At 40.3% G+C, this 21,274-nt stretch carries 19 protein-coding genes; 15 read left to right on the top strand and 4 right to left on the bottom strand.

Features of this window, described 5'->3' with window-relative positions:
• Positions 1 to 71: 71 nt before the first annotated feature.
• On the bottom strand, positions 72 to 515 hold the full coding sequence (locus tag D1B33_RS15730; protein WP_118877354.1) for a universal stress protein: 444 nt from the start codon (positions 513 to 515) through the stop codon (positions 72 to 74).
• A 253-nt stretch (positions 516 to 768) separates the two neighbouring features.
• Between D1B33_RS15730 and ald the strand changes: the two genes are divergently transcribed.
• The 6 genes from ald to D1B33_RS15700 all read left to right on the top strand — a co-directional run bounded on the left by ald (position 769) and on the right by D1B33_RS15700 (position 6,663).
• Positions 769 to 1,881, top strand: coding sequence for an alanine dehydrogenase (gene ald, locus D1B33_RS15725; protein WP_118877353.1), 1,113 nt, complete (start codon positions 769 to 771; stop codon positions 1,879 to 1,881).
• Positions 1,882 to 2,054: 173 nt separating this feature from the next.
• Complete coding sequence (locus D1B33_RS15720; protein WP_118877352.1) at positions 2,055 to 3,209, top strand: ABC transporter substrate-binding protein; 1,155 nt, start codon at positions 2,055 to 2,057, stop codon at positions 3,207 to 3,209.
• Positions 3,210 to 3,320: 111 nt separating this feature from the next.
• Positions 3,321 to 4,202, top strand: a complete 882-nt coding sequence (locus D1B33_RS15715; RefSeq protein WP_118877351.1) for a branched-chain amino acid ABC transporter permease — start codon at positions 3,321 to 3,323, stop codon at positions 4,200 to 4,202.
• Between the two features lie 4 nt (positions 4,203 to 4,206).
• Positions 4,207 to 5,157: a branched-chain amino acid ABC transporter permease gene (locus D1B33_RS15710; protein ID WP_118877350.1), complete on the top strand. Its 951-nt coding sequence runs from the start codon at positions 4,207 to 4,209 to the stop codon at positions 5,155 to 5,157.
• Positions 5,157 to 5,930 carry an ABC transporter ATP-binding protein gene (locus D1B33_RS15705; protein WP_118877349.1) on the top strand — a complete coding sequence of 258 codons (774 nt, stop codon included), beginning with the start codon at positions 5,157 to 5,159 and terminating at the stop codon, positions 5,928 to 5,930. Before D1B33_RS15710 ends, D1B33_RS15705 begins: the two co-directional genes overlap by 1 nt.
• The gene (locus D1B33_RS15700; RefSeq protein ID WP_118877348.1) at positions 5,923 to 6,663 is read left to right on the top strand and encodes an ABC transporter ATP-binding protein; all 741 of its coding nucleotides are present in this window, start codon (positions 5,923 to 5,925) and stop codon (positions 6,661 to 6,663) included. The genes D1B33_RS15705 and D1B33_RS15700 overlap by 8 nt, the downstream gene beginning before the upstream one ends.
• Positions 6,664 to 6,700: 37 nt before the next feature.
• Here D1B33_RS15700 and D1B33_RS15695 read toward each other — a convergent pair whose 3' ends face one another.
• Entirely contained in the window at positions 6,701 to 7,792 is a 1,092-nt protein-coding gene (locus D1B33_RS15695; RefSeq protein WP_118877347.1) for a M24 family metallopeptidase, read from the bottom strand.
• Positions 7,793 to 7,912: 120 nt separating this feature from the next.
• Here D1B33_RS15695 and D1B33_RS15690 point away from each other — a divergent pair, with 120 nt between their 5' ends.
• A complete protein-coding gene (locus D1B33_RS15690; protein WP_118877346.1) occupies positions 7,913 to 8,590 on the top strand; it encodes a metal-dependent hydrolase in 678 nt (225 codons plus the stop codon).
• A 154-nt stretch (positions 8,591 to 8,744) separates the two neighbouring features.
• On the opposite strand, the gene D1B33_RS15685 is transcribed toward D1B33_RS15690, so the two are convergent.
• Positions 8,745 to 8,981 carry a hypothetical protein gene (locus tag D1B33_RS15685; RefSeq protein ID WP_118877345.1) on the bottom strand — a complete coding sequence of 79 codons (237 nt, stop codon included), beginning with the start codon at positions 8,979 to 8,981 and terminating at the stop codon, positions 8,745 to 8,747.
• 88 nt (positions 8,982 to 9,069) lie between these two features.
• Between D1B33_RS15685 and D1B33_RS15680 the strand changes: the two genes are divergently transcribed.
• Complete coding sequence (locus D1B33_RS15680; RefSeq protein ID WP_118877344.1) at positions 9,070 to 10,377, top strand: DRTGG domain-containing protein; 1,308 nt, start codon at positions 9,070 to 9,072, stop codon at positions 10,375 to 10,377.
• Positions 10,378 to 10,545: 168 nt separating this feature from the next.
• Here the strand turns inward: D1B33_RS15680 and D1B33_RS15675 are convergent, their stop codons facing one another.
• Positions 10,546 to 10,857, bottom strand: coding sequence for a YtpI family protein (locus D1B33_RS15675; protein ID WP_118877343.1), 312 nt, complete (start codon positions 10,855 to 10,857; stop codon positions 10,546 to 10,548).
• A gap of 151 nt (positions 10,858 to 11,008) precedes the next feature.
• Between D1B33_RS15675 and D1B33_RS15670 the strand changes: the two genes are divergently transcribed.
• The 7 genes from D1B33_RS15670 (at position 11,009) to pyk (ending at position 21,187) form a co-directional block, all read left to right on the top strand.
• The gene (locus D1B33_RS15670) at positions 11,009 to 11,962 is read left to right on the top strand and encodes a DHH family phosphoesterase (RefSeq protein WP_118877342.1); all 954 of its coding nucleotides are present in this window, start codon (positions 11,009 to 11,011) and stop codon (positions 11,960 to 11,962) included.
• 261 nt (positions 11,963 to 12,223) lie between these two features.
• Positions 12,224 to 15,307, top strand: coding sequence for a DNA polymerase III subunit alpha (gene dnaE, locus D1B33_RS15665; RefSeq protein WP_118877341.1), 3,084 nt, complete (start codon positions 12,224 to 12,226; stop codon positions 15,305 to 15,307).
• Positions 15,308 to 15,650: 343 nt separating this feature from the next.
• Complete coding sequence (locus D1B33_RS15660) at positions 15,651 to 16,298, top strand: FadR/GntR family transcriptional regulator (protein WP_118877340.1); 648 nt, start codon at positions 15,651 to 15,653, stop codon at positions 16,296 to 16,298.
• 19 nt (positions 16,299 to 16,317) lie between these two features.
• Positions 16,318 to 17,190, top strand: coding sequence for an acetyl-CoA carboxylase, carboxyltransferase subunit beta (accD, locus tag D1B33_RS15655; protein ID WP_118877339.1), 873 nt, complete (start codon positions 16,318 to 16,320; stop codon positions 17,188 to 17,190).
• On the top strand, positions 17,183 to 18,145 hold the full coding sequence (gene accA / locus D1B33_RS15650; RefSeq protein ID WP_118877338.1) for an acetyl-CoA carboxylase carboxyl transferase subunit alpha: 963 nt from the start codon (positions 17,183 to 17,185) through the stop codon (positions 18,143 to 18,145). The genes accD and accA overlap by 8 nt, the downstream gene beginning before the upstream one ends.
• A 298-nt stretch (positions 18,146 to 18,443) precedes the next feature.
• A complete protein-coding gene (gene pfkA, locus D1B33_RS15645) occupies positions 18,444 to 19,403 on the top strand; it encodes a 6-phosphofructokinase (RefSeq protein WP_118877337.1) in 960 nt (319 codons plus the stop codon).
• Between the two features lie 23 nt (positions 19,404 to 19,426).
• Positions 19,427 to 21,187, top strand: coding sequence for a pyruvate kinase (gene pyk / locus D1B33_RS15640; RefSeq protein WP_118877336.1), 1,761 nt, complete (start codon positions 19,427 to 19,429; stop codon positions 21,185 to 21,187).
• The last annotated feature ends 87 nt before the right edge of the window (positions 21,188 to 21,274 follow it).

Genomic DNA, 21,274 nt, shown 5'->3' with positions numbered 1-21,274 from the left:
GCAAATTAAATAAAAAACCCTTTACAGTGATTAACTGCAAAAGGGCTTGAGATAAGCGAAATAATTGCGATTTATTCTGGAGTTCTAACAACCAAAACATCACATTTAGAAGAACGTACAATTGCTTCGGAAACAGAACCGATCAGGAATCTTTCAACGGCATTTAAACCTGTGGCGCCACAGATGATTAAATCTGCGTCTACTACATTTGAAAGTTCTTTTGTAATGATTGTTTTAGGAGAACCATATTCAATAATATTGTTTACTTTATGAACGCCGGCAGCTTCTGCTTGTTGTTTATAGCCATTTAACAAGTCTTCGGAAAAGCTTTGCGCACGTTCTGCAATGGAGCGGTCGTAGGCTTCAATAGCTGCAAAGGAACGAGTATCAATTACATTCACTAAGTTTAGTGTTGCTTCAGGGTTTCTTTTTGCAATTTCAATTGATTTTTTGAAAGCATATTCTGCTTCTTTGGAACCATCTACAGCGACTACGATATTTTTATATTGAGTCATAAAAATTCCTCCTTTTTTATAATTCTATTATATCAAATAAATAGACGAAATAATGTAAAATCAAACATAAATGAAAACGTTCACAATCTTTACTAATAATATCCACTTAATTGTCATTTTTTACAAATAACAATCTATGAAACTGCTTTTTAAATTTTTCAAATTTTAAGTCTATTGATTTACAAGTGAGGAAATAAGTTGTTATTATAAAATTGTATCATACATATTTCTATATGGGGGAGAGGGACTCGGGATGAAAATTGGCGTGCCAAAAGAAATAAAAAATAATGAAAATCGTGTAGCAATGACACCAGCTGGCGTAGTAACCTTGACAAGTGCCGGGCATGAAGTGTTTATAGAAACGGGCGCGGGGGTAGGTTCTTCATTTTCGGATGAGGATTATTCAGCAGCAGGTGCAACAATTGTGGGGACAGCAAAAGAAGCTTGGTCGCAAGAAATGGTCATGAAAGTAAAAGAACCGATTCCAAGCGAATATCAATTTTTCCGTGAAGACTTAATCTTGTTTACTTATTTGCATTTGGCTCCGGAGCTGGAGTTAACGCAAAGCTTACTGGATCACAAAGTGGTAGGCATTGCATATGAAACGGTTCAATTGCCTAACCGTTCATTGCCGTTGCTAACGCCAATGAGTGAAGTGGCAGGCAAAATGTCCGTGCAAGTTGGAGCTCAATATTTGGAAAAAGTGAATGGAGGAACAGGGATTCTTCTGGGCGGAGTGTCCGGCGTCCCGCGCGGCAAGGTAACCGTGATTGGGGGTGGCATGGCAGGAACAAATGCAGCCCGGATTGCGGTTGGGATGGGAGCGGAAGTAACCATATTGGATTTAAATCCGGAGCGCCTTCGACAAATCGAAGATATTTTTGGTTCCTCGGTTCAGACGTTAATCTCAAACCCTTACAATATTGCAGAATCGGTAAAAAATTCTGATTTGGTAATCGGCTCTGTATTAATTCCCGGCGCCAAAGCACCGAAACTGGTAACGGAAGAAATGGTCAAAACAATGCGCCCTGGCTCAGTAATTGTTGATATCGCCATTGACCAAGGAGGCAGTTTTGAAACAACCGACCGGGTGACGACCCATGACAACCCTACTTACGTTAAACACGGTGTCGTTCACTATGCAGTAGCCAATATGCCGGGAGCGGTACCGCGTACTGCTACCATTGCGCTGACGAACAACACAGTTCCATATGCGCTGCAAATTGCCAATAAAGGCTACAAGCAAGCCTGCCTTGATAATGAAGCATTGCGAAAAGGAATTAATACTTTAAAAGGACATGTTGTCTATAAAGCGGTTGCGGAAGATCAAGGGCGAGAATACGTGCCGGTAGATTCTCTTTTATAATTAAATTAACTATCTCTTATAACTACTTGTTAGAAATTAATCTAACAGGTAGTTTTTTATTTAAAATAGTTCAGAAAATACTAATTATTTGGAATTTTTATTTACTTTTCTTATGAAATATAATTTAATTATAGAAGTAATTTACAAAAATAGTAGTATGAGGGGGAATAAGGATGAAGGTTTTACGGAAAGCATCATTGTTTTTTTCGGTATTAATGCTGCTTCTGCTTACTGCATGTAGTGGGGAAAGTACAGGAAATGAGGGTTCAACTACTGAACAAACGGATGAAAAGATCAGTGCAAAATTTGGAGTGATCTCTTATTTAACTGGGGCAGGTGCTGCTTATGGGGAAGCAATCACACAGGGGTTAAAATTAGCGCAAAGCGAGATTAATGAAAATGGTGAGGTTAATATTGAATTGGTAATAGAAGATTCTGCAGGTGAAGCAGAGCAAGCACTTTCGGCATCACAAAAATTAATGAGTGACGATAGCACACTTGCCATTATTGGACCGACATTGAGTACTGAATTTTTTGCAGTTGCTCCGGAAGCAGACTTAAATGGAATAACAATTATGGGAACTTCAACAACAGCTGAAGGAATCCCTGAAATTGGTGACTATGTATTCAGAAATGCGATTCCTGAGGCATTGGCAATTCCAACTGCAATGGAAAAAGCTATCGAAAGAACGGGAGCTAAAAAAGTAGCAATGATTTATGGGAATGATGATGTATTAACGCAATCCGGTTTCGATACAATGAAAAAAACAGCGGAAGAGATGGGATTAGAAATTTTAACAATTGAAACCTTCCAAAAAGGACAAAGTGATTATAATGCACAGTTAACAAAAATCAAAAATACGAATCCAGATTTAATTTTAGCATCAGCTTTATATAATGAAGGTGCAGTAATCATGGACCAAGCTCGTAAAATGGGTATTGAAGTGCCATTCGTTGGAGGTAATGGTTTCAACTCACCACAAGTAATTGAAATAGCTGGAGATGCAGCGAATGGTTTAATTGTAGCTACCCCATGGTTTGGAGAATCTGATGAGCAAAAAGTGGTTGAATTCAATGAAAAATATGAAGCTGCGTATGGTAAACGTCCAGACCAATTTGCAGCTCAAGCTTATGACGCATTATACATTTATGCAGATGCTTTAAAAAGAGCAGGAGAAGCAGATCGTGAATTATTCCATGAAGCTTTAGCAGAAACAAAAGATTTTGAAGGCTTGCTTGGCAACTTCTCTTTTGACGAAATAGGCGATGTTGTAATGGATGTTAAAGTTGTAGAAATAAAAGACGGAAAATTCATAGAGTTCGAATAATCATTTAGAATGCGAGGAACTGAATATAAATATGATTCTATAAAATGGACTAAGTGATTTCATTTTTGCAAAAAGCAGATTGACAAAAATGATATTAAAGGATGATTAAATTTGCTATTAGAACAATTAATTAATGGATTAACTCTGGGCAGCATTTATGCAATTGTTGCCCTGGGTTTTACCCTGGTCTTTGGTGTCTTAGGCATTATAAATATGGCACATGGTGAAATTTTCATGGTTGGAGCCTTTGTAGGAGTAATGACGACAGGCGTACTTGGTTGGCCATTATGGCTTGCCTTTATAGCTTCTATTGTAGTGACAGGCATTTTAGGCTACTTGTTGGAACGAATGACGCTGCGTCCTTTAAGAGGGAAGAAGGGTGTATCTCATTTAGCGCCATTGATTAGTACGATAGGTGTCTCCATCCTGCTTGAAAATCTATCTCACCATATTTTTGGGGCAGGCAATAAACCGTTTCGTACAGAATTTGCGGAAATTAGTATTGAAATTGGATCAGTCTCAATTTATATCGTACAAATCGTTATTTTTGTTATTTCCATCGTTTTAATGATCGGCCTTTCAGTTTGGCTGTCGAAAACCAAAGCAGGAAAAGCTTTGCGTGCCACTGCTGAAAATTTAGAAACGGCTAGTATTCTAGGAGTAAATACGAAAAAAATTATAACATTAACAGTCATCATTGCTTCTGCAATGGGAGGCATTGCAGGAATTTTAGTTGGGATGGCCTTTAACTCAGTAAGTCCCCAAATGGGATTGGCAATTGGTCTAAAGGGTCTTGCAATTATTATTTTAGGTGGCATGGGCAATGTCAAAGGAGCAATGGTTGGTGGTTTGATTTTAGGATTATCTGAAACCTTCCTTGTTGCATATGGTGATTCTGGCTATCGAGACGCCATTGCATTTATTATGATTATTTTTATTCTTTTATTAAGACCCCAAGGAATCTTTGGCTCAAAGATAGCAGAAGGCAGGTGATTGTGTGCTAGATTTTATCAATCCATATTATTTGCAAATCGGTTCGTTCATATTAATTAATATTCTACTGGCGGTCAGTGTTTATGTGCCTTTATCGTCAGGACAGTTATCTTTGGGAAGTGCGGGGTTTATGGGGGTTGGTGCTTATACTTCTGCATTATTAACAATTAATTTTGATTTGCCGATTATGGTCGGTGTGGTAGGAGGAGCTTGTGTTGCCGGTATATTGGGTATTATTATCGGCATTCCATCTTTGCGATTAACAGGAGTTTACCTGGCGATTGCCACTTTAGGTCTTGGGGAAGTTATCCGTGTTATCTTCGTAAATTGGGATTCGGTTACAAAGGGATCAATCGGTCTTACTGGCATCCCGCAAATTGGTAGAGAACTATTAAATTTAGTACGTGGATTTGGGTTTGAACCGTCAATGATTGGGTTGAAAAATAATCAGTTTGTTTTTTTAATGGTTTTCCTATTGTTATTTATAATCGTCATGGCCACAATCTGGTTTGTTGTCAGACAGCAAAATTCGAGGGTGGGAAGATCATTTTCATCGATTCAAATGGATGAAAAAGCGGCAGAATCGATGGGGATCAATATTACGTATTTCAAAGTTCTTTCCTTTGCACAAGGAGCATTTTTAGCAGGGTTGGCAGGATCATTGTTTGCTCACGTAATGGGCTATATATCACCTTCGGATTTTTCATACCACCGAGCTGTTGAGATTTTGATTTTCACTGTTTTCGGTGGAAGTGAAGTTATTATCGGTTCTATATTCGGCGCCATTTTCTTAACCTTAATACCTGAAGTATTACGTTTTGTAAGTGAGTACCGTTATATTATTTACGGAATCATGCTCGTCATTCTTATGGCAGTTCGGCCGCAGGGAATACTTGATATCCATTTATTAAGTAGAGTTAAAGGATTAAAACGTTCAAAAGGGGGCATGCGCTAGTGGTTCTTGAAATTAAAAATGTCTCAAAAAACTTCGGTGGCATTCATGCCCTAAGAAATGTTTCTTTTTCTATCAAGCAAGGAGAAATCTACGGATTGATCGGACCAAATGGTGCAGGAAAAACAACCATGTTTAATTTAATTACGAATATTTTCGAGCCTTCCTCTGGAGAAATCGTTTTTAATGATGAAAACATTACCGGCCTCAAATCTCATAAAATTACGGAAAAAGGTATTTGTCGAACTTACCAAAATATTCGTCTTTTTTCCCAAATGTCTGCCTTGAAAAATGTAATGGTTGGTGGTCATAGCCGGAGTTCTTCTGGTGTATTTAGCAGTGTGTTTCGAACAAAAGCTCAACGAAAAGAGGAGCAAGAACTCGAAAAAAATGCGGAAGAGCTTTTAAAGTTAGTAGGGCTTTTTGAAAATAAAGATCTCTTGGCAGAAAATCTAGCTTATGGACAGCAAAGGAGATTAGAAATTGCTAGAGCGCTGGCTAGTAAACCGAAACTATTATTATTGGACGAACCTGCTGCGGGCATGAATGAAAAAGAAACAGATAGTTTGTATGATTTAATCAAGATCATTCAATCAAAAGGGATTACCGTCTTAATAATCGAGCACGATATGCCGCTTGTTATGAAACTTTGTGACCGTATTGCCGTATTGAACTTCGGTGAAAAACTTGCTGAAGGTACACCATATGAAATACAAAATAACGAAGCGGTAATTGAAGCCTACCTCGGTAAAGAGGAGGAAGAGGAAATTGCTTAAATTATCAAATGTTGAAACGTATTATGGCCAAATCCAAGCGTTAAAGGGAATTGACATGGAAGTACAAGAAGGCAAGATTATTACGCTGCTTGGTGCGAATGGCGCTGGAAAATCTACAACGATGAAAACAATTGCAGGATTATTGAACCCTAAAAAGGGGACAGTTGAATTTTTAGGAGAAAAAGTAACAGCTTTACGTCCAGATCAGTTGCTGAGAAAAGGCATTGCTTTAGTGCCGGAAGGTCGTGCCATATTATCCAGCATGACAGTGTTGGAGAATTTGGAAATGGGTGCTTATCATCGTAAAGATAAAGCTGTAAAAGCAGAAATAGAAGAGGTAATGCAACGTTTTCCCATTTTAAAAGAAAGACAGTCCCAAATGGCAGGAACTTTGTCCGGGGGGCAGCAGCAAATGCTGGCAATCGCTCGAGCGTTATTATCGAAACCGAAACTGCTGTTATTGGACGAGCCTTCAATGGGACTTGCTCCCTTAATCGTAGCAGACATTTTCAATATTATAAAAGAAATAAATAGTGCTGGCACAACAGTTCTGTTAGTTGAACAAAATGCCAAACAGGCATTGAAAATTGCAGATTATGGTTATGTCATGGAAACAGGCAAAATAATCGTTGAAGGAAATGCTGCGGATTTATTGACGGACCCTCGTATTGTGGAAGCCTATTTAGGCAGGAAGTCAACAAGTGAACAAGAATTAGTAAAAGAGGGAAATTAAAAGGTGACGCGAAGTATGGATCTTCGCGTCATTTTTATTAGGAGAGAACAATCAATTCTTTCGTGAATTTCGTTAATACTTCAACGCCATCATCTGTCACGACTACGTCATCTTCAATACGGACACCTGTCACATCGGACTTATAGATTCCCGGTTCAATGGTAAAGACCATTCCTGGTTCCAGCACCATTTCATTTGTTCCGGTAACAGAAGGATATTCATGGACGGAGATACCGAGACCATGTCCGAGGCGGTGTGTAAAATATTCACCAAACCCTGCATCTGTAATCGTGTCACGGGCAATTTTGTCCAAATCCATGGCGCGTACACCCGGTTTTACAGCGGCAATTGCCTTTTCATTGGCCTGATGGACGGCATGGTAAATTTCTCTTTGCGCTTCCGATACTTCGCCGAATGCCACTGTTCGAGTAATGTCAGAGCAGTACCCCTCAAAAATGACCCCCAAATCAAATAAAACCATATCGCCCTTTTGAATTTTTCGGTCTCCCGGCGTTCCATGAGGAGAGGCAGATTTCGGTCCCGACAGAACCATCGTTTCAAAAGACATTGTACAACCTTTTGCTTTGATGGCATTTTCGATCGCTGTCAAAATCTCCATTTCGGTTTTTCCTTCTGCTATTTCCTGGCAGCCTACTTCAATCGCGTAATCCGCAAGTTGCGCTGCTTTTCGCATTTTCTCGATTTCAGTTTCATCTTTAATCACACGCATTCCATTAATCTGTTCATCCAGTCTAACAATTTCGGTTTTGGGGTAAAGACCTTGTAGAGCTTCCAATCGCTCAACGGTTAGATGCGATTTTTCGATGGCCATCGAAGAAATTGTAAGACCGCGCGAATCAATCGCTTGTGCAATTAATTGCCATGGATTGTCTGTATCCAGGTGGCCGATGATTTCTTGAGTCCAGCCGGCGTTTTTCGCATCAAGTGTTTCCATTTTTGGAAGAATCAAAAACGGTTCGGCATCCTTGAAAACCATAATACCCAATAAGCGTTCATGGGGATTGCTTTTAAAATTGGAGAAATAAAAAACATTATCAGGAGTTGTAATAAATGCAGCATCATAATGATTTTCTTTTAAGTAACTTTGAAGTTGTAGTAATTTATCCATAACATCCTCCTAAAGAGTATTAAAAATTTGTGAAGATACTTTATAGTATATCAAAAGAAGGGAAAAGACGAATAAAATCGAATACTATACAATTGAACACAATTTGAAGGAGGATAAATCATGGAATTATCTTATCATGGACATTCAATTGTAAAAATTAAAACGAATAACACAACCATCTTAATTGATCCTTTTATTAACGGTAATGAATTAACGGATTTGAGAGTAGAGAATGAGAAACCGGATGTTATATTACTGACCCATGGACACAATGATCATGTGGGGGACACGCTTGCGCTTGCCAAATCCAATAATGCGCTTGTTGTCGCGCCAAACGAACTTGCAGTTTATCTTGGAAAGCAAGGGTTGAATGTGCATCCGATGGGCATTGGCGGTTCTTATGAATTTCCATTTGGGAAGGTAAAGTATACGCTGGCTTTCCATGGCTCGGTTTATGAAACGGAAAACGAAGTCATCAACGCTGGAAACCCTGGTGGGATTTTATTTTACGCGGAAGGAAAAACAATCTACCATGCAGGCGATACGGCGTTATTCGGGGATATGAAATTAATAGGGGACCGGAATGAAATTGATGTAGCCTTCCTGCCAATCGGTGATAATTTTACAATGGGACCGGATGATGCAGCGTTTGCGGTTGAATTATTGAAACCGAAAATTGCAGTGCCAATTCACTACAATACATTCCCGGTAATCAAACAAGACCCGAATGTTTTTGCAGAGCTTGTGAAAGGCAGCAAAGTGCAAATTGCCAAGCCTGGCGAAAAAATAGAGCTTTAATCAGATGAGTAGCAGCGAAAATTTAAGTTGAATCAAAGTTGTTCAATGGATCTATACTTTCGCTGCTCTTTTTTAAGGATAGTAAAATTAGAATTCATAGAAATCCGCATAACGAAAACATCAGCTCGGCCCATTTTGGTCGGGCTGCGTTTTTCTAATAGTGTCCAGCGCAAGCCTCCCAGCCCCTTGAGGCGCGGTCTGCTGCTGTCGCTACGCTTTCGCGCAAAAAAATCTGTCCTCGGTCGAAAACGTGAAAAGCTTCGCGATTCGGGCCCTCCGCCGCACATGGATGTCCAAGTGCCGACAATGTACCTGTCGCTTCGCTTTCGGTCCTCAAAACATCTGTATCTGACGCTTCGCTTTCGATACATAAAACACTTGTCGATGGCAAAACGGGGCGCTTGCGCTTTTCTTATATACATAAAAGAAAATGTGTTACAATGGCAACAAGGAAAGATAGATGGGAATAGGTGATAGTAGTGTCAACAAAACATGAGAGAATATTGCAATATATAGAATCACTACCTGTAGGAGATAAAATCTCTGTACGACAAATTGCAAAGGAAATGCAAGTGAGTGAAGGAACTGCTTACCGTGCAATTAAAGAAGCAGAGAATCGCCGCCTAGTTAGTTCCATTGAACGAGTTGGAACAATCCGAATAGAAAAAAAGAAAAAAGAAAACATTGAACGCTTAACATTTGCTGAAATCGTTAACATCGTCGATGGACAAGTGTTGGGCGGAAAAGATGGTTTGCATAAGACATTAAGTAAATTCGTCATTGGCGCCATGCAGCTGGAAGACATGATGCGCTATACAGATGCAGGAAGTCTGTTGATCGTTGGAAATCGATTTAAAGCCCATGAAAATGCTTTAAAAGAAGGGGCTGCGGTTTTAATCACGGGCGGATTTGATACAACGGAGGAAAACAAGAAATTGGCGGATGAACTGGAACTTCCGATTATTTCTTCGAGCTATGATTCATTTACCGTTGCGACGATGATCAACCGTGCAATTTATGACCAATTAATTAAAAAAGATATTTTATTAATTGAAGATATCTATGTTCCGATTGAAGAAACGGCTACACTCAAAACTACTGCCACGATTGCTGATTTCCATCGATTAAACCTGCAAACGACGCACGGTGCCTTTCCGGTTGTGACAACGTCAAACAAATTGGTAGGCATGGTTTCCGCCAAGGACGTAATCGGAAAAGAAGATAGCGAAACAGTTGATCGAGTGATGACGAAAAATCCGATTTCAGGGTCGATGAAAACTTCGGTTGCTTCTGCCGGACACCGCATGATCTGGGAAGGTATCGACTTATTGCCGATTGTAAACGAAGATAACGTTTTGCAGGGGGTCATTAGCCGACAAGACGTGCTAAAAGCATTGCAGCATGCACAGCGTCAACCGCAGCATGGGGAAACAATTGATGATCTTGTCAAAAGTGAAATGAAAGTCATGGGAGAAGAAGATGTCGTGGTTGAATTTACGGTAACTCCTCAAATGACGAACCAATATGGCGCCATTTCCTATGGGGCATTTACAACACTGCTTGCCGAAGTGGGGTCTTTTGCATTGAAACGGAGAAAACGCGGAGATGCAGTAGCAGAAAATATGACAATCTATTTTATAAAACCAATACAGATGGAAAGCGTCTTAACCGTTGTCCCTCATATTCTGGATATGAGTCGAAAGTTCGTTAAAATGGATTTTGACGTGTTCCATGAAACTACTCTAGTCGGTAAAGCCATGATGATGTTCCAACTATTGGAACGATAAAAAAAGCAATATACATATTTTTTTGTATATTGCCTATTTATTTTTATTTAGTGGGCTATAACCCACTAAATAAAAATAAGCCTCCGGCGGATGCCACAGATTTTCAATGGTTATTTTTCGAGCTTGCTCGAAAAAATCTGGGCTCCAAATATGCCAAGGCATATTTGATTAACAATTTCTATTTAGCTCGTATTCTTCTTTCACGAATTTACCTTCGTGGCGAACTTGTTTATAGCTTGAGAAGGATTTCATGAAGCCGATAATAACAAAGGCGGCTGCAATCAAAAATCCGACAAGTGTAGGGTAGACAATGGACGTATTGAGACCGAATACAATGACGAAAATACCCAGAGCTACTCCTGCTTTTGCTTTATACCACTTCTTTTGGATGGGCAATGTAGAACGAAATTCCTTCGTTTTATAGTAGAAATAAGCTACAAACGTGACGATAATAAAAAATACAAAAATTAAGTTTGCCAATTCTTTTACCTCCCGGAAGGTGAAATACCTAGAATTATGTATAACGTGCTTTCATTATTTTAACGATTTTTTAGCCGATAGGAAAGTAAAAGATAGTATAATAATTCTGTAAAGTCAGACAGAGACTTCAAGACCACAGGGGGAATTTCATTTGAAACGACAAATCATCGACAAAATCGAACAGTACGACACAATTATCATTCACCGTCATGTGCGGCCGGATCCTGATGCATACGGTTCTCAATTTGGCCTAAAACGTTTGTTGGAAGCAAACTATCCCGATAAAACGATATATGCAGTTGGAGAGCCGGATCCTTCGCTGGCTTTCTTGGAAACGCCTCAAGTTATTCAGGATGAGGTCTATGCCGATAGTTTAATTTTTGTAACGGATACTGCCAATACTGATCGTATTGATGATACGCGTTACAATACCGGTTCTTTTTTAATTAAGATTGATCATCATCCAAATGATGATGCCTATGGTGATCTGCTTTGGGTAGATACAAGCGCCAGCTCATGCAGCGAATTGATTTACGAATTATTTTTGGAAGGACAAGAGTATAAAAATTGGAAATTGTCCGATGCGAGTGCACGCCTTCTATTTGCCGGAATTGTGGGGGATACTGGACGTTTCTTATATCCAAGCGCCACGGTTAAAACGTTTGAAATTGCTGGTCAACTAATTAAATACAACTTTGACCGCAATGAATTGTTTAATGGAATGTATGAAAAAGAAGCCAACCTTCTCCATCTGCAAGGCTATATTTACGAAAACTTTAAACTTGATGAAAATGGAGCTTGTTATATTAAATTAACAAGGGAAATATTGGAAAAATTCCAGGTAACAGCTTCGGACACTTCCTTGTTGGTAGGTTCTTTAAGCGATGTAAAAGGAATCAAGGCTTGGGTAATTTTTGTCGAAGAATCCAACCAGATTCGCGTTCGTTTACGCTCAAAAGGACCAATTATTAATGGTCTTGCGAAGAAATATCATGGCGGCGGCCATCCGCTGGCTTCGGGGGCAACTGTTTACTCTTGGGAAGAAGCTGACCGGGCGATAGAAGATTTAAAAGAAGTTTGTCGTACTTTTAACTTTATTCAGTAAAAATCACCTACTACTTAAACGGATAGATCTGTACAATAAAGTAAACATTTCGGTAGGGTTTAGATCCTCTACTGAATAAAGTTAGCCTCCGGCGGATGCCACAGATTTTATAGGAAATTTAAGAGGAAGTTAGCCTAAGATCGTCGCGTCCTGCGACCACGGCTAACTGACCTGCATCGTACAGGCCTGAGCTTGCTCGAAAAAATCTGGGCAAACAAATACGCCAAGGCGCATTTGAACTTATCATAGGAGGGATGTTGTGTGACAGTTGTATATCCACAAATACGAACGAGTGCGGATTTGTTGAAAAGTACGATTCGTATAGAAGAGCTCATCCCTTTTTTACAATCACAAAAGGCAAAAAGTTGTGCAATGGTCAATTCGAAATTGTACGGACTTTTGCCTTTTTGGCTTGCACTAAAAAAAAGCGGCATTCATCCTGTAGTAGGTTTGGCCGTTGAGATTGAAATGACAGATGAAATGATCATCCCACTAGTCATTTACGCGAGAAATAACGAGGGATATCAAAATCTGCTGAAACTTAGCAGCAGTGCTTCCATTCGCGATGATGAGACAATACCTTTTCGTTGGTTGGCGGCCTATTCAAAAGGTTGTGCAGCAGTTCTGCCAACCTATAAAGAATCCTGGACGGATCATGGTCACCTTCCTTATTTAAAGCAGCTGGCGGATACTTTCCATCCTCATTTTTATATGGGCATCTCCCGAAGCGGCGGCATTATTTCACCATTTGAGAATGCTGCTGTGCAATTAAGCAACATGCTCGAAATTAAATGTGCGGCAATTCATGAATCGCTATTTTTGAATCGCGAAGATTATTTTGCCTATAAAGTAGCGAAAGCAATTGAATCAGGCGTGAAACTTAGCGAAGGCGTACAAAATGAAGAACAAAACCAGTATATTCCCACAGCAAGAGAATGGCATGATTGGTATCATGATCAGCCCCAGATGCTCGCAGAAAGTGAAAAATTACTGCTGGGTTGCAACGTTGATTTAACTTTCAATGAACACTTTATGCCGAAATTTCCGCTGGAAAATGGACAAACCGCAGAAAAACTTTTATATGAAATGGCGTTGAACGGCCTAAATGAACGATTGCAAACCACTGCTCCAGATGAAGCCTATCTCAATCGCTTGCATTATGAGCTGGAAGTGATTACTTCTATGGGGTATGCAGATTATTTTTTAATCGTTAGTGATTTTATGCATTATGCCAAAAATGCCAACATCTTAACCGGTCCAGGCCGTGGGTCGTCTGCCAGTTCCTTGGTGGCATATTGTTTATACATTACGCAAGTTGATCCTCTGAAATATGGCTTATTGTTCGAGCGTTTTTTGAATCCCGAGCGAATAACGTTACCGGATATCGATATCGACTTTGTAGATACCAAACGCCAGGAAGTCATACAATATGTTGCCAACAAATACGGCAAGCAGCATGTTGCACAAATTATCACATTCGGCACGTTATCCGCTAAAGCAGTTGCGCGGGATGTGGCAAGAATGTTTAATTTTGAAAGTGAAACCATTGCACTCATCTCTAAACTCATCCCAAACAAACTTGGAATTACCTTGCAAGAAGCTTATGCCGGTTCGGAAGCTCTTCGCAATTGGGTAGAAGCTGAACAAATACGGAAAAGCTGGTTTGAGGTGGCAAAAAAATTGGAAGGATTGCCCCGAAATGCATCTACGCATGCAGCAGGCGTTGTTCTTAGTCCAATGCCATTGGTCGAGGTGGTTCCGATTGAAAAAGGGCATGATGACATTTATTTAACGCAATGGCCCATGCAGGAAGTTGAAAGAATCGGCCTATTAAAAATGGATTTTCTGGGACTTCGAAATCTAACAATACTGGAAAGTATTCGTCAATCCATCTACTTTACACATAAAAAATGGCTGGATTTTAATGCAATCCCTTTTAATGATGAAAAGACATTCGAGCTTTTAAGGCAAGGTGATACAGCAGGTATTTTCCAGCTGGAATCAGATGGCATGAAAAATGCATTGAAAGAAATAGCGCCCACCCATTTTCTTGATATCGTGGCAGTGAATGCGCTTTATCGTCCAGGTCCAATGGAATTTATTCCGGTTTATGCGAGAAGGAAAAGAAAGATGGAGCCGGTTGTTATGCCGCATCCCGTTCTCCAGCCTATTTTAGCCGAAACTTATGGAGTCATCGTTTACCAAGAGCAAATTATGCAAATTGCCCATACTTTTGCCGGGTTTACGATTGGACAAGCAGATTTGCTGCGCAGAGCGGTGAGCAAAAAGAAAAAGGAAGTGCTGGAACAGCAGCAACAATCCTTTGTTTCAGGTGCAGTCTCGAAAGGCTATTCTGAACAGATTGCAATTGAAATATACGAACTAATCGTTCGATTTGCAGATTATGGTTTCCCCAAAAGCCATGCCGTTGCATATAGCATCATTTCCTACCAAATGGCTTATCTCAAGGCAAATTTCCCTGCTAACTTCTATGCGGCGCTCATGACGAATGCTACAGGAAATCACGAAAAGCTATTTCAGCTCATATTGGAAGCACGCAATAAAGGTATTGGCATACTTAAACCATCTATTCAAATAAGCCAAAGATTTTTCACCGTAGAAAATGGGAACATTCGCTTTAGTTTATCGGCGATTAAAGGGGTCCCCCATCCATTTTTGGAGAAAATAACGAGCGTTCGAAAAGCAAAAAATCAACCTTTCGAAGATCTATTTGACTTGGCGGTAAGTTTAAGTGCCCATCATTTTACTCGTAAAGTCATGGAACCATTGATAAAATCAGGAGCACTCGATGATTTTGGAAAAGATCGGGCAATCCTGCTGGCATCAATTGAGGCAGCGGAGAAGCATGCTTCACTGGTCCGGCCAAATGAAGGGGACCAAGATCTATTTTCAGGAGATGGTTTGTTGTTTGGCAAACCAAAATATGTAGAAGTTCCACCAATTCCGGATAAAATGAAGCTCCAATTTGAAAAAGAAGTATTAGGATTCTATCTATCCGAACATCCGGTAATGCTGGAAAGAGCAAAAATGCAGGACATTCATTTAACGATAAAAGAGCTCGCTCATTTGAAACCTCATTCGTTCGTTAAAATCGTAGCCATGGTAGAAAGCATTCGCCAAATTCGAACAAAAAAAGGGGAATTAATGGCTTTTGTACAAGTCCAGGATGAATTTGGAACAATTTCGGCAACACTTTTCCCCCAAACTTATAATGAAGTGAGGGCCTGGATCAGAGAGGATTGTATGGTGCTGGTGGAAGGTGCATTGGAATATAGGAATGGAAGTGCACAAATAAAGGTAAAATCCATGAAAATAAAACAATAACGAGCTAAAAATGGAAAGAAATACAAAAACTGCGCGAAAATGTGCAGTTTTTTCTTTACAAATGAATTAACATTATGTATTCTTATAAAAAGTGGTCAGACCACTTTTCTTTTTTGCTGATTATTTGATATCAGCAGCTAAATATGTTTGTTATGTGATTTTAAAATTGAACGGTTAAATTTATGTCTTTTTTTACGTTTAGCGCGGGCTGCGTGAGATTTCAAAAGATCCACAGCTTTAATCGGTTCAGAGTTTGAACGATCAAAGCTGCGGACACGGGATTTGAACGACACGCGGCCAGGGACGTTTGCGCTTTTCTAAGGTATCGTCTTGCGAGGTGCTTATGGATAAAAAACAGGAAAACAAAAAAGTATTTTTAGAGATTGTTAAACAATTAAGGGCGTTAATCAAGGATGAGGGGATTCAACCGGGAGAAAAATTGCCTTCTGAACGTGTATTATCGGAAAGATTAAATGTAGGCCGGTCTTCGGTAAGAGAAGCATTAAGAAGTCTGGAACTGCTTGGGCTTATTGAAACAAGACATGGCGGGGGGACATTTTTATCTTCCGGACAATCTCACCAATTGGTTGAAATACTGGCTTCCTTCATTTTACAGGAGAATAAATCGATTGATGATGTACATACAACGAGAAGAATGCATGAAAAAGAAGCCATTCGCGTTATTTGTTCAAATCGATCTTTAAGAAGTTTACCTGTTTGGGAAAGCTTATTCATGAAGCTGGAACTGGAAGACGGCATCATAAGGGATCTTTTATTAAGAGAATTAATCATCGCTTCCGGCAATCGGCTAGCTTTAAAAATATGGATACAGCTCGCAGCATATAGTGCAGTACCATTAAAAAAATACTCAACAAAAGAAGAAAAACCGATGCTTCAAATGTTGCTGAAATCAATGCAACTAGGATATGAGGAAGAAGCATTAAGGGCCTATGAAAATTGGATTCGATATATAAATAATTCATCATCATAAAATGTAAGGGGGAAAACCAGTGGCAATTAGAAGTTTATTATCGATTAACAAAAAGAAACAAAAAGGCGTCAATGTAGATCGAAATAAAGAAGACTCCTTTCCGGCAGATTTAATGACGAAATGTACCGAATGCAAAAAAATCTATTTAACAAAAGAACTTGAAAATAATTTGAAAGTATGTCCACACTGCGATGCTCATTTCAAAATGACGGCATGGGAACGCGTTTCCATCTTTCTTGATGAAGGCACATTCGAATCATTTGATGAGAACTTGCGCACTTCCAATCCATTAAAATTCCCTTCCTATTTGGAGAAGGTTGAAATCGATTCATTTAAAACGGGGTTAAATGAAGCGGTTTTAACTGGAATGGGAAGCTTAAAAGGAGAACAAGTTGTTGTTGCCATCATGGATTCGCATTTCCGTATGGGATCGATGGGATCTGTTGTTGGCGAAAAAATCACTCGAGCGATTGAAAAGGCAACGGAATATGAGCTTCCATTTATCATTTTCACGGCAAGTGGTGGCGCACGTATGCAAGAAGGGGTTATTTCGCTCATGCAAATGGCTAAAACGAGTGTGGCATTAAAACGTCACAGCGATCACGGTTTGCTGTTTATCTCAATCTTGACACACCCGACAACCGGTGGGGTTTCAGCAAGTTTTGCATCATTGGGGGATATCAATATTGCTGAACCGCAGGCATTGATTGGATTTGCCGGAAGACGTGTTATCGAACAAACGGTACGCGAGAAATTGCCGGATGATTTCCAAACGGCGGAATTTTTACTTTCTCATGGGCAATTGGATGCCATTTTCCACCGCAAGGATATGCGGGATAAGGTCGGTACTTTGGTAAAACTGCACAGTAGAGGAGGGGTTTCAAATGACTAAACCGATGAACTTTGAAGAACCTGTCGTAAAGCTGCGCGAAAAAATCGAAGAATTGAAAGAAGTTGCGAAAACCGCGAATGTTGATATGTCAGGAGAAATCTCAACGCTCGAATCAAGACTGCAGCAGCTGGAGACGAAAATTTATACAAACATGGAGCCTTGGGACCGTGTGCAAGTGGCAAGACATGCGCAAAGACCAACGACTTTGGATTATATAGAGCAAATCTTTTCGGATTTCATCGAATTGCATGGGGATCGTTCATTTGGGGATGACGAGGCAATTATTGGGGGAATAGCGAGTTTCGATGGACAACCGATCACGATTATCGGTCATCAAAGGGGAAAAACAACGAAAGAAAATATCCGACGCAATTTTGGTATGCCGCACCCGGAAGGATATCGAAAAGCATTGCGTTTAATGAAGCAAGCGGAAAAGTTCAACAGACCAATTATTTGTTTCATTGATACAAAGGGGGCCTACCCTGGGAAAGCGGCAGAAGAACGCGGACAAAGTGAAGCCATTGCCAGAAACCTGTTTGAAATGGCAGGACTTAAAGTACCGGTCATAAGTGTTGTCATTGGCGAAGGCGGCAGTGGGGGAGCGTTAGCATTAGGGGTTGCAAATAAATTGTATATGCTGGAAAATTCAACGTACTCCGTAATCTCACCAGAAGGAGCAGCATCTATTTTGTGGAAGGACGCATCCTTGGCAAAACAAGCCGCTGAAGCGATGAAAATTACGGCGTTGGATTTGAAAGAAATGGACATCATTGACGGCATTATTACAGAGGTTGCCGGTGGGGCGCATCGTGATGTACAAGCACAGGCAAATTATTTAAAAGATTGCCTACACAAGTCCTTATCTGAATTAAACACATTATCAGAGCAAGAATTAATCGAAAGCCGCTATGATAAATTCAGAAAAATTGGCGAGTTTATTGAATTGGAATCTTGATGTAAAAAAACAAAATCCACTCCGGGTTTTGTTTTTTTTTTTAGCCAATGATTTAATCACCAAGCTCCACAGACCAAAAGCGATGTCGTCTTTGGCTTTTCTTCGCATTAGGGATTGTGAAACTCGAGTTTTTTTTCAATTAAGAGTAAAATAAAAGTTACGATCGCATATCCTCATTTATAAAAATTTGAATGGGTGTTTATGTAAAATTATTGTTATAACATGTTGGAAATAATACCATTAACTCACTTTTATGCTAATGTGTTTATGAGAAGAGTTTAGGAGGTTCACATACTGGATGAAGAGAATTGCTGTATTGACAAGTGGAGGAGATTCGCCGGGAATGAATGCCGCCATTCGTGCTGTTGTACGGAAAGCAAATTTCCATGGTGTGGAAGTGATGGGGATTTACCATGGATATGAAGGCCTTATTGAAGGCAGGATGGAATTGATGGATTTAGGTTCCGTCGGCGGCATTATTCAACGTGGCGGCACTAAATTATTTTCTTCTCGCTGCCCGCGATTCAAGGAAGATGTCTATCAATTCCGGGCGATCGAAATTATGAAAGAGCGCGGAGTTGAAGGCCTTGTTGTAATCGGGGGAGATGGCACATACCGGGGAGCAGTGGGACTTACTAAGAAAGGATTTCCCTGTGTAGGGATTCCGGGCACCATTGATAATGATATTCCGGGTACTGAATATACGATTGGTTTTGATACAGCACTGAATACGGTAATTGAATCGATTGATAAAATTCGCGATACAGCCACTTCCCATGAAAATTCCTTTATTGTTGAGGTGATGGGAAGAGATGCAGGCGACATTGCATTATGGGCCGGACTTGCTGCAGGTGCTGAATCCATTTTAATTCCTGAAGAACAGTACGATATTGACGACATACTATCGCGCATTGAGCATGGGGTTTCCCGTGGCAAAAAACATAGTATCATCATTGTTGCCGAGGGCGTAATGCCCGCAAGCGAACTCGCGAAAATCCTGAAAGAAAAGGCAAATATTACGACAAGGGTATCTGTACTGGGGCATATTCAACGCGGCGGTTCGCCTTCTGCAAGAGACCGTGTACTGGCAGGGCGTCTAGGCGCAAAAGCGGTAGAAGTTTTGTTGGAGGGCAAGGGTGGACGAGCTGTTGGGATAAAAAACCATCAAATTTATGATTATGATTTTGAAGTGGCTTTTACGACCAAACATAAGGCGGATTTAAGTTTATATTCACTATCGAAAGAACTATCAATTTAACTAAAGTAAATGGAGCGAAGAAAATGAGAAAAACAAAAATCGTATGTACAATTGGACCAGCAAGTGAATCACCGGAGGTACTCTCAGCTCTGATTGAAGCTGGAATGAATGTGGCAAGATTAAACTTTTCCCATGGAAATCATGAAGAGCATGCCATTCGAATTGCGACAATTCGTGAAGTTGCAAAAAGCTTGAATAAAACAGTCGGAATCCTGCTTGATACAAAGGGGCCCGAAATACGTACCCACACGATGGAAAATGGCGAAATCCACCTGGCGCAAGGACAAGTAATTGATATTTCCATGACGGAAGTTGTTGGTACTGCAGAGCGATTCTCTGTTTCGTATGAAAACTTAATTCACGATGTGGACCAAAACGACCGCATTTTACTGGATGATGGATTAATTGAACTTCGTGTTTTGGCGAAGGATCTGGAAAAGGGCTTGATTCATACAATCGTTGAAAATGCAGGAGTCCTGAAAAATAAAAAAGGTGTAAACGTTCCGGGTGTATCAGTGAAACTTCCCGGAATTACCGAAAAAGATGCACAGGATATTTTATTTGGAATTGAGCAAGGCGTTGATTTTATTGCTGCTTCCTTCGTTCGTACAGCAAGTGATGTACTTGAAATCCGTGAATTGCTGGAACAAAATAATGGCAGCCATATCTCGATTATTCCCAAGATTGAAAACCAGGAAGGTGTCGATAACATCGAAGAAATCATCGAAGTATCCGATGGTTTGATGGTGGCGCGCGGAGATCTGGGAGTGGAGATTCCGGCAGAAGAAGTACCGCTTGTGCAAAAAAACTTAATCAAAAAATGCAACCAAGTAGGGAAACCGGTTATTACCGCTACGCAAATGCTGGACTCCATGCAACGCAATCCTCGTCCAACACGGGCAGAAGCGAGTGATGTGGCGAATGCGATTATCGATGGTACAGATGCCATCATGCTTTCGGGAGAAACGGCTGCAGGTCAATATCCAGTAGAATCCGTACGAACGATGAATAAAATTGCCGAATATACAGAGAACTCATTGGACTATCGCTCCATTGTTGCAACACGCAGCAAAGAAAAAGGGACAACTATGACTGAAGCGATTTCCCAAGCGGTTTCCTATACTTCAATCAACTTGGGAGTGAAAGCTGTACTTGCCCCGACAGCAAGCGGCACAACGGCAAAAATGATTGCCAAATATCGCCCAGGTGTACCGATTATTGCAATCACAAATGTCCAATCAACGGCTCAGATGCTGACGTTATCATGGGGTGTTACGCCAATTGTTACACCGAAAGTAACAACAACCGATGAGATTTTGGAATTATCCGTGGATGAGTCATTAAAACATGGGTATGTTGATTATGGAGATGTGGTGATTATTACAGCCGGTGTACCAGTGGGCGAGGCTGGAACAACTAACCTGATGAAAGTTCATGTCATCGGCGATTTGATTGCTAAAGGGCAAGGTGTCGGAAAACTTTCCGTGGTGGGCAATGCAATTGTCGTGAAAAATGCAGAAGAAGCAAAACGCTACGATGCAGAAGGCGCTATTTTAGTAACAGTAGGCACAGACCGTGAAATGATGCCCGTTATAAAAAAATGCGCAGGCATTATCACGGAAGAGGGCGGATTGACAAGCCATGCGGCAGTGGTAGGGTTAAGCCTTGGAATCCCGGTGATCGTCGGTGTAAACAAAGCAACCGAGGTCATTCGCCACGGACAGGAAATTACAATGGATGCGGAAACAGGCGTTATTTATAAAGGTCATGCAAGTGTTCTTTAAGAAAAGTAATTCAGTATAAATAAAAAAAGCGGGTTGACTTGGAATTTTAAGTCAGCCCTTTTGCTATATAAATAAAATTTTCAATGA

Source organism: Ureibacillus yapensis (assembly GCF_003515775.1).
Taxonomy (GTDB): Bacteria; Bacillota; Bacilli; order Bacillales_A; family Planococcaceae; genus Ureibacillus; species Ureibacillus yapensis.
The sequence above is the reverse complement of the archived record's forward strand: the minus strand, read 5'-3'. Positions and strand labels throughout refer to the sequence as shown.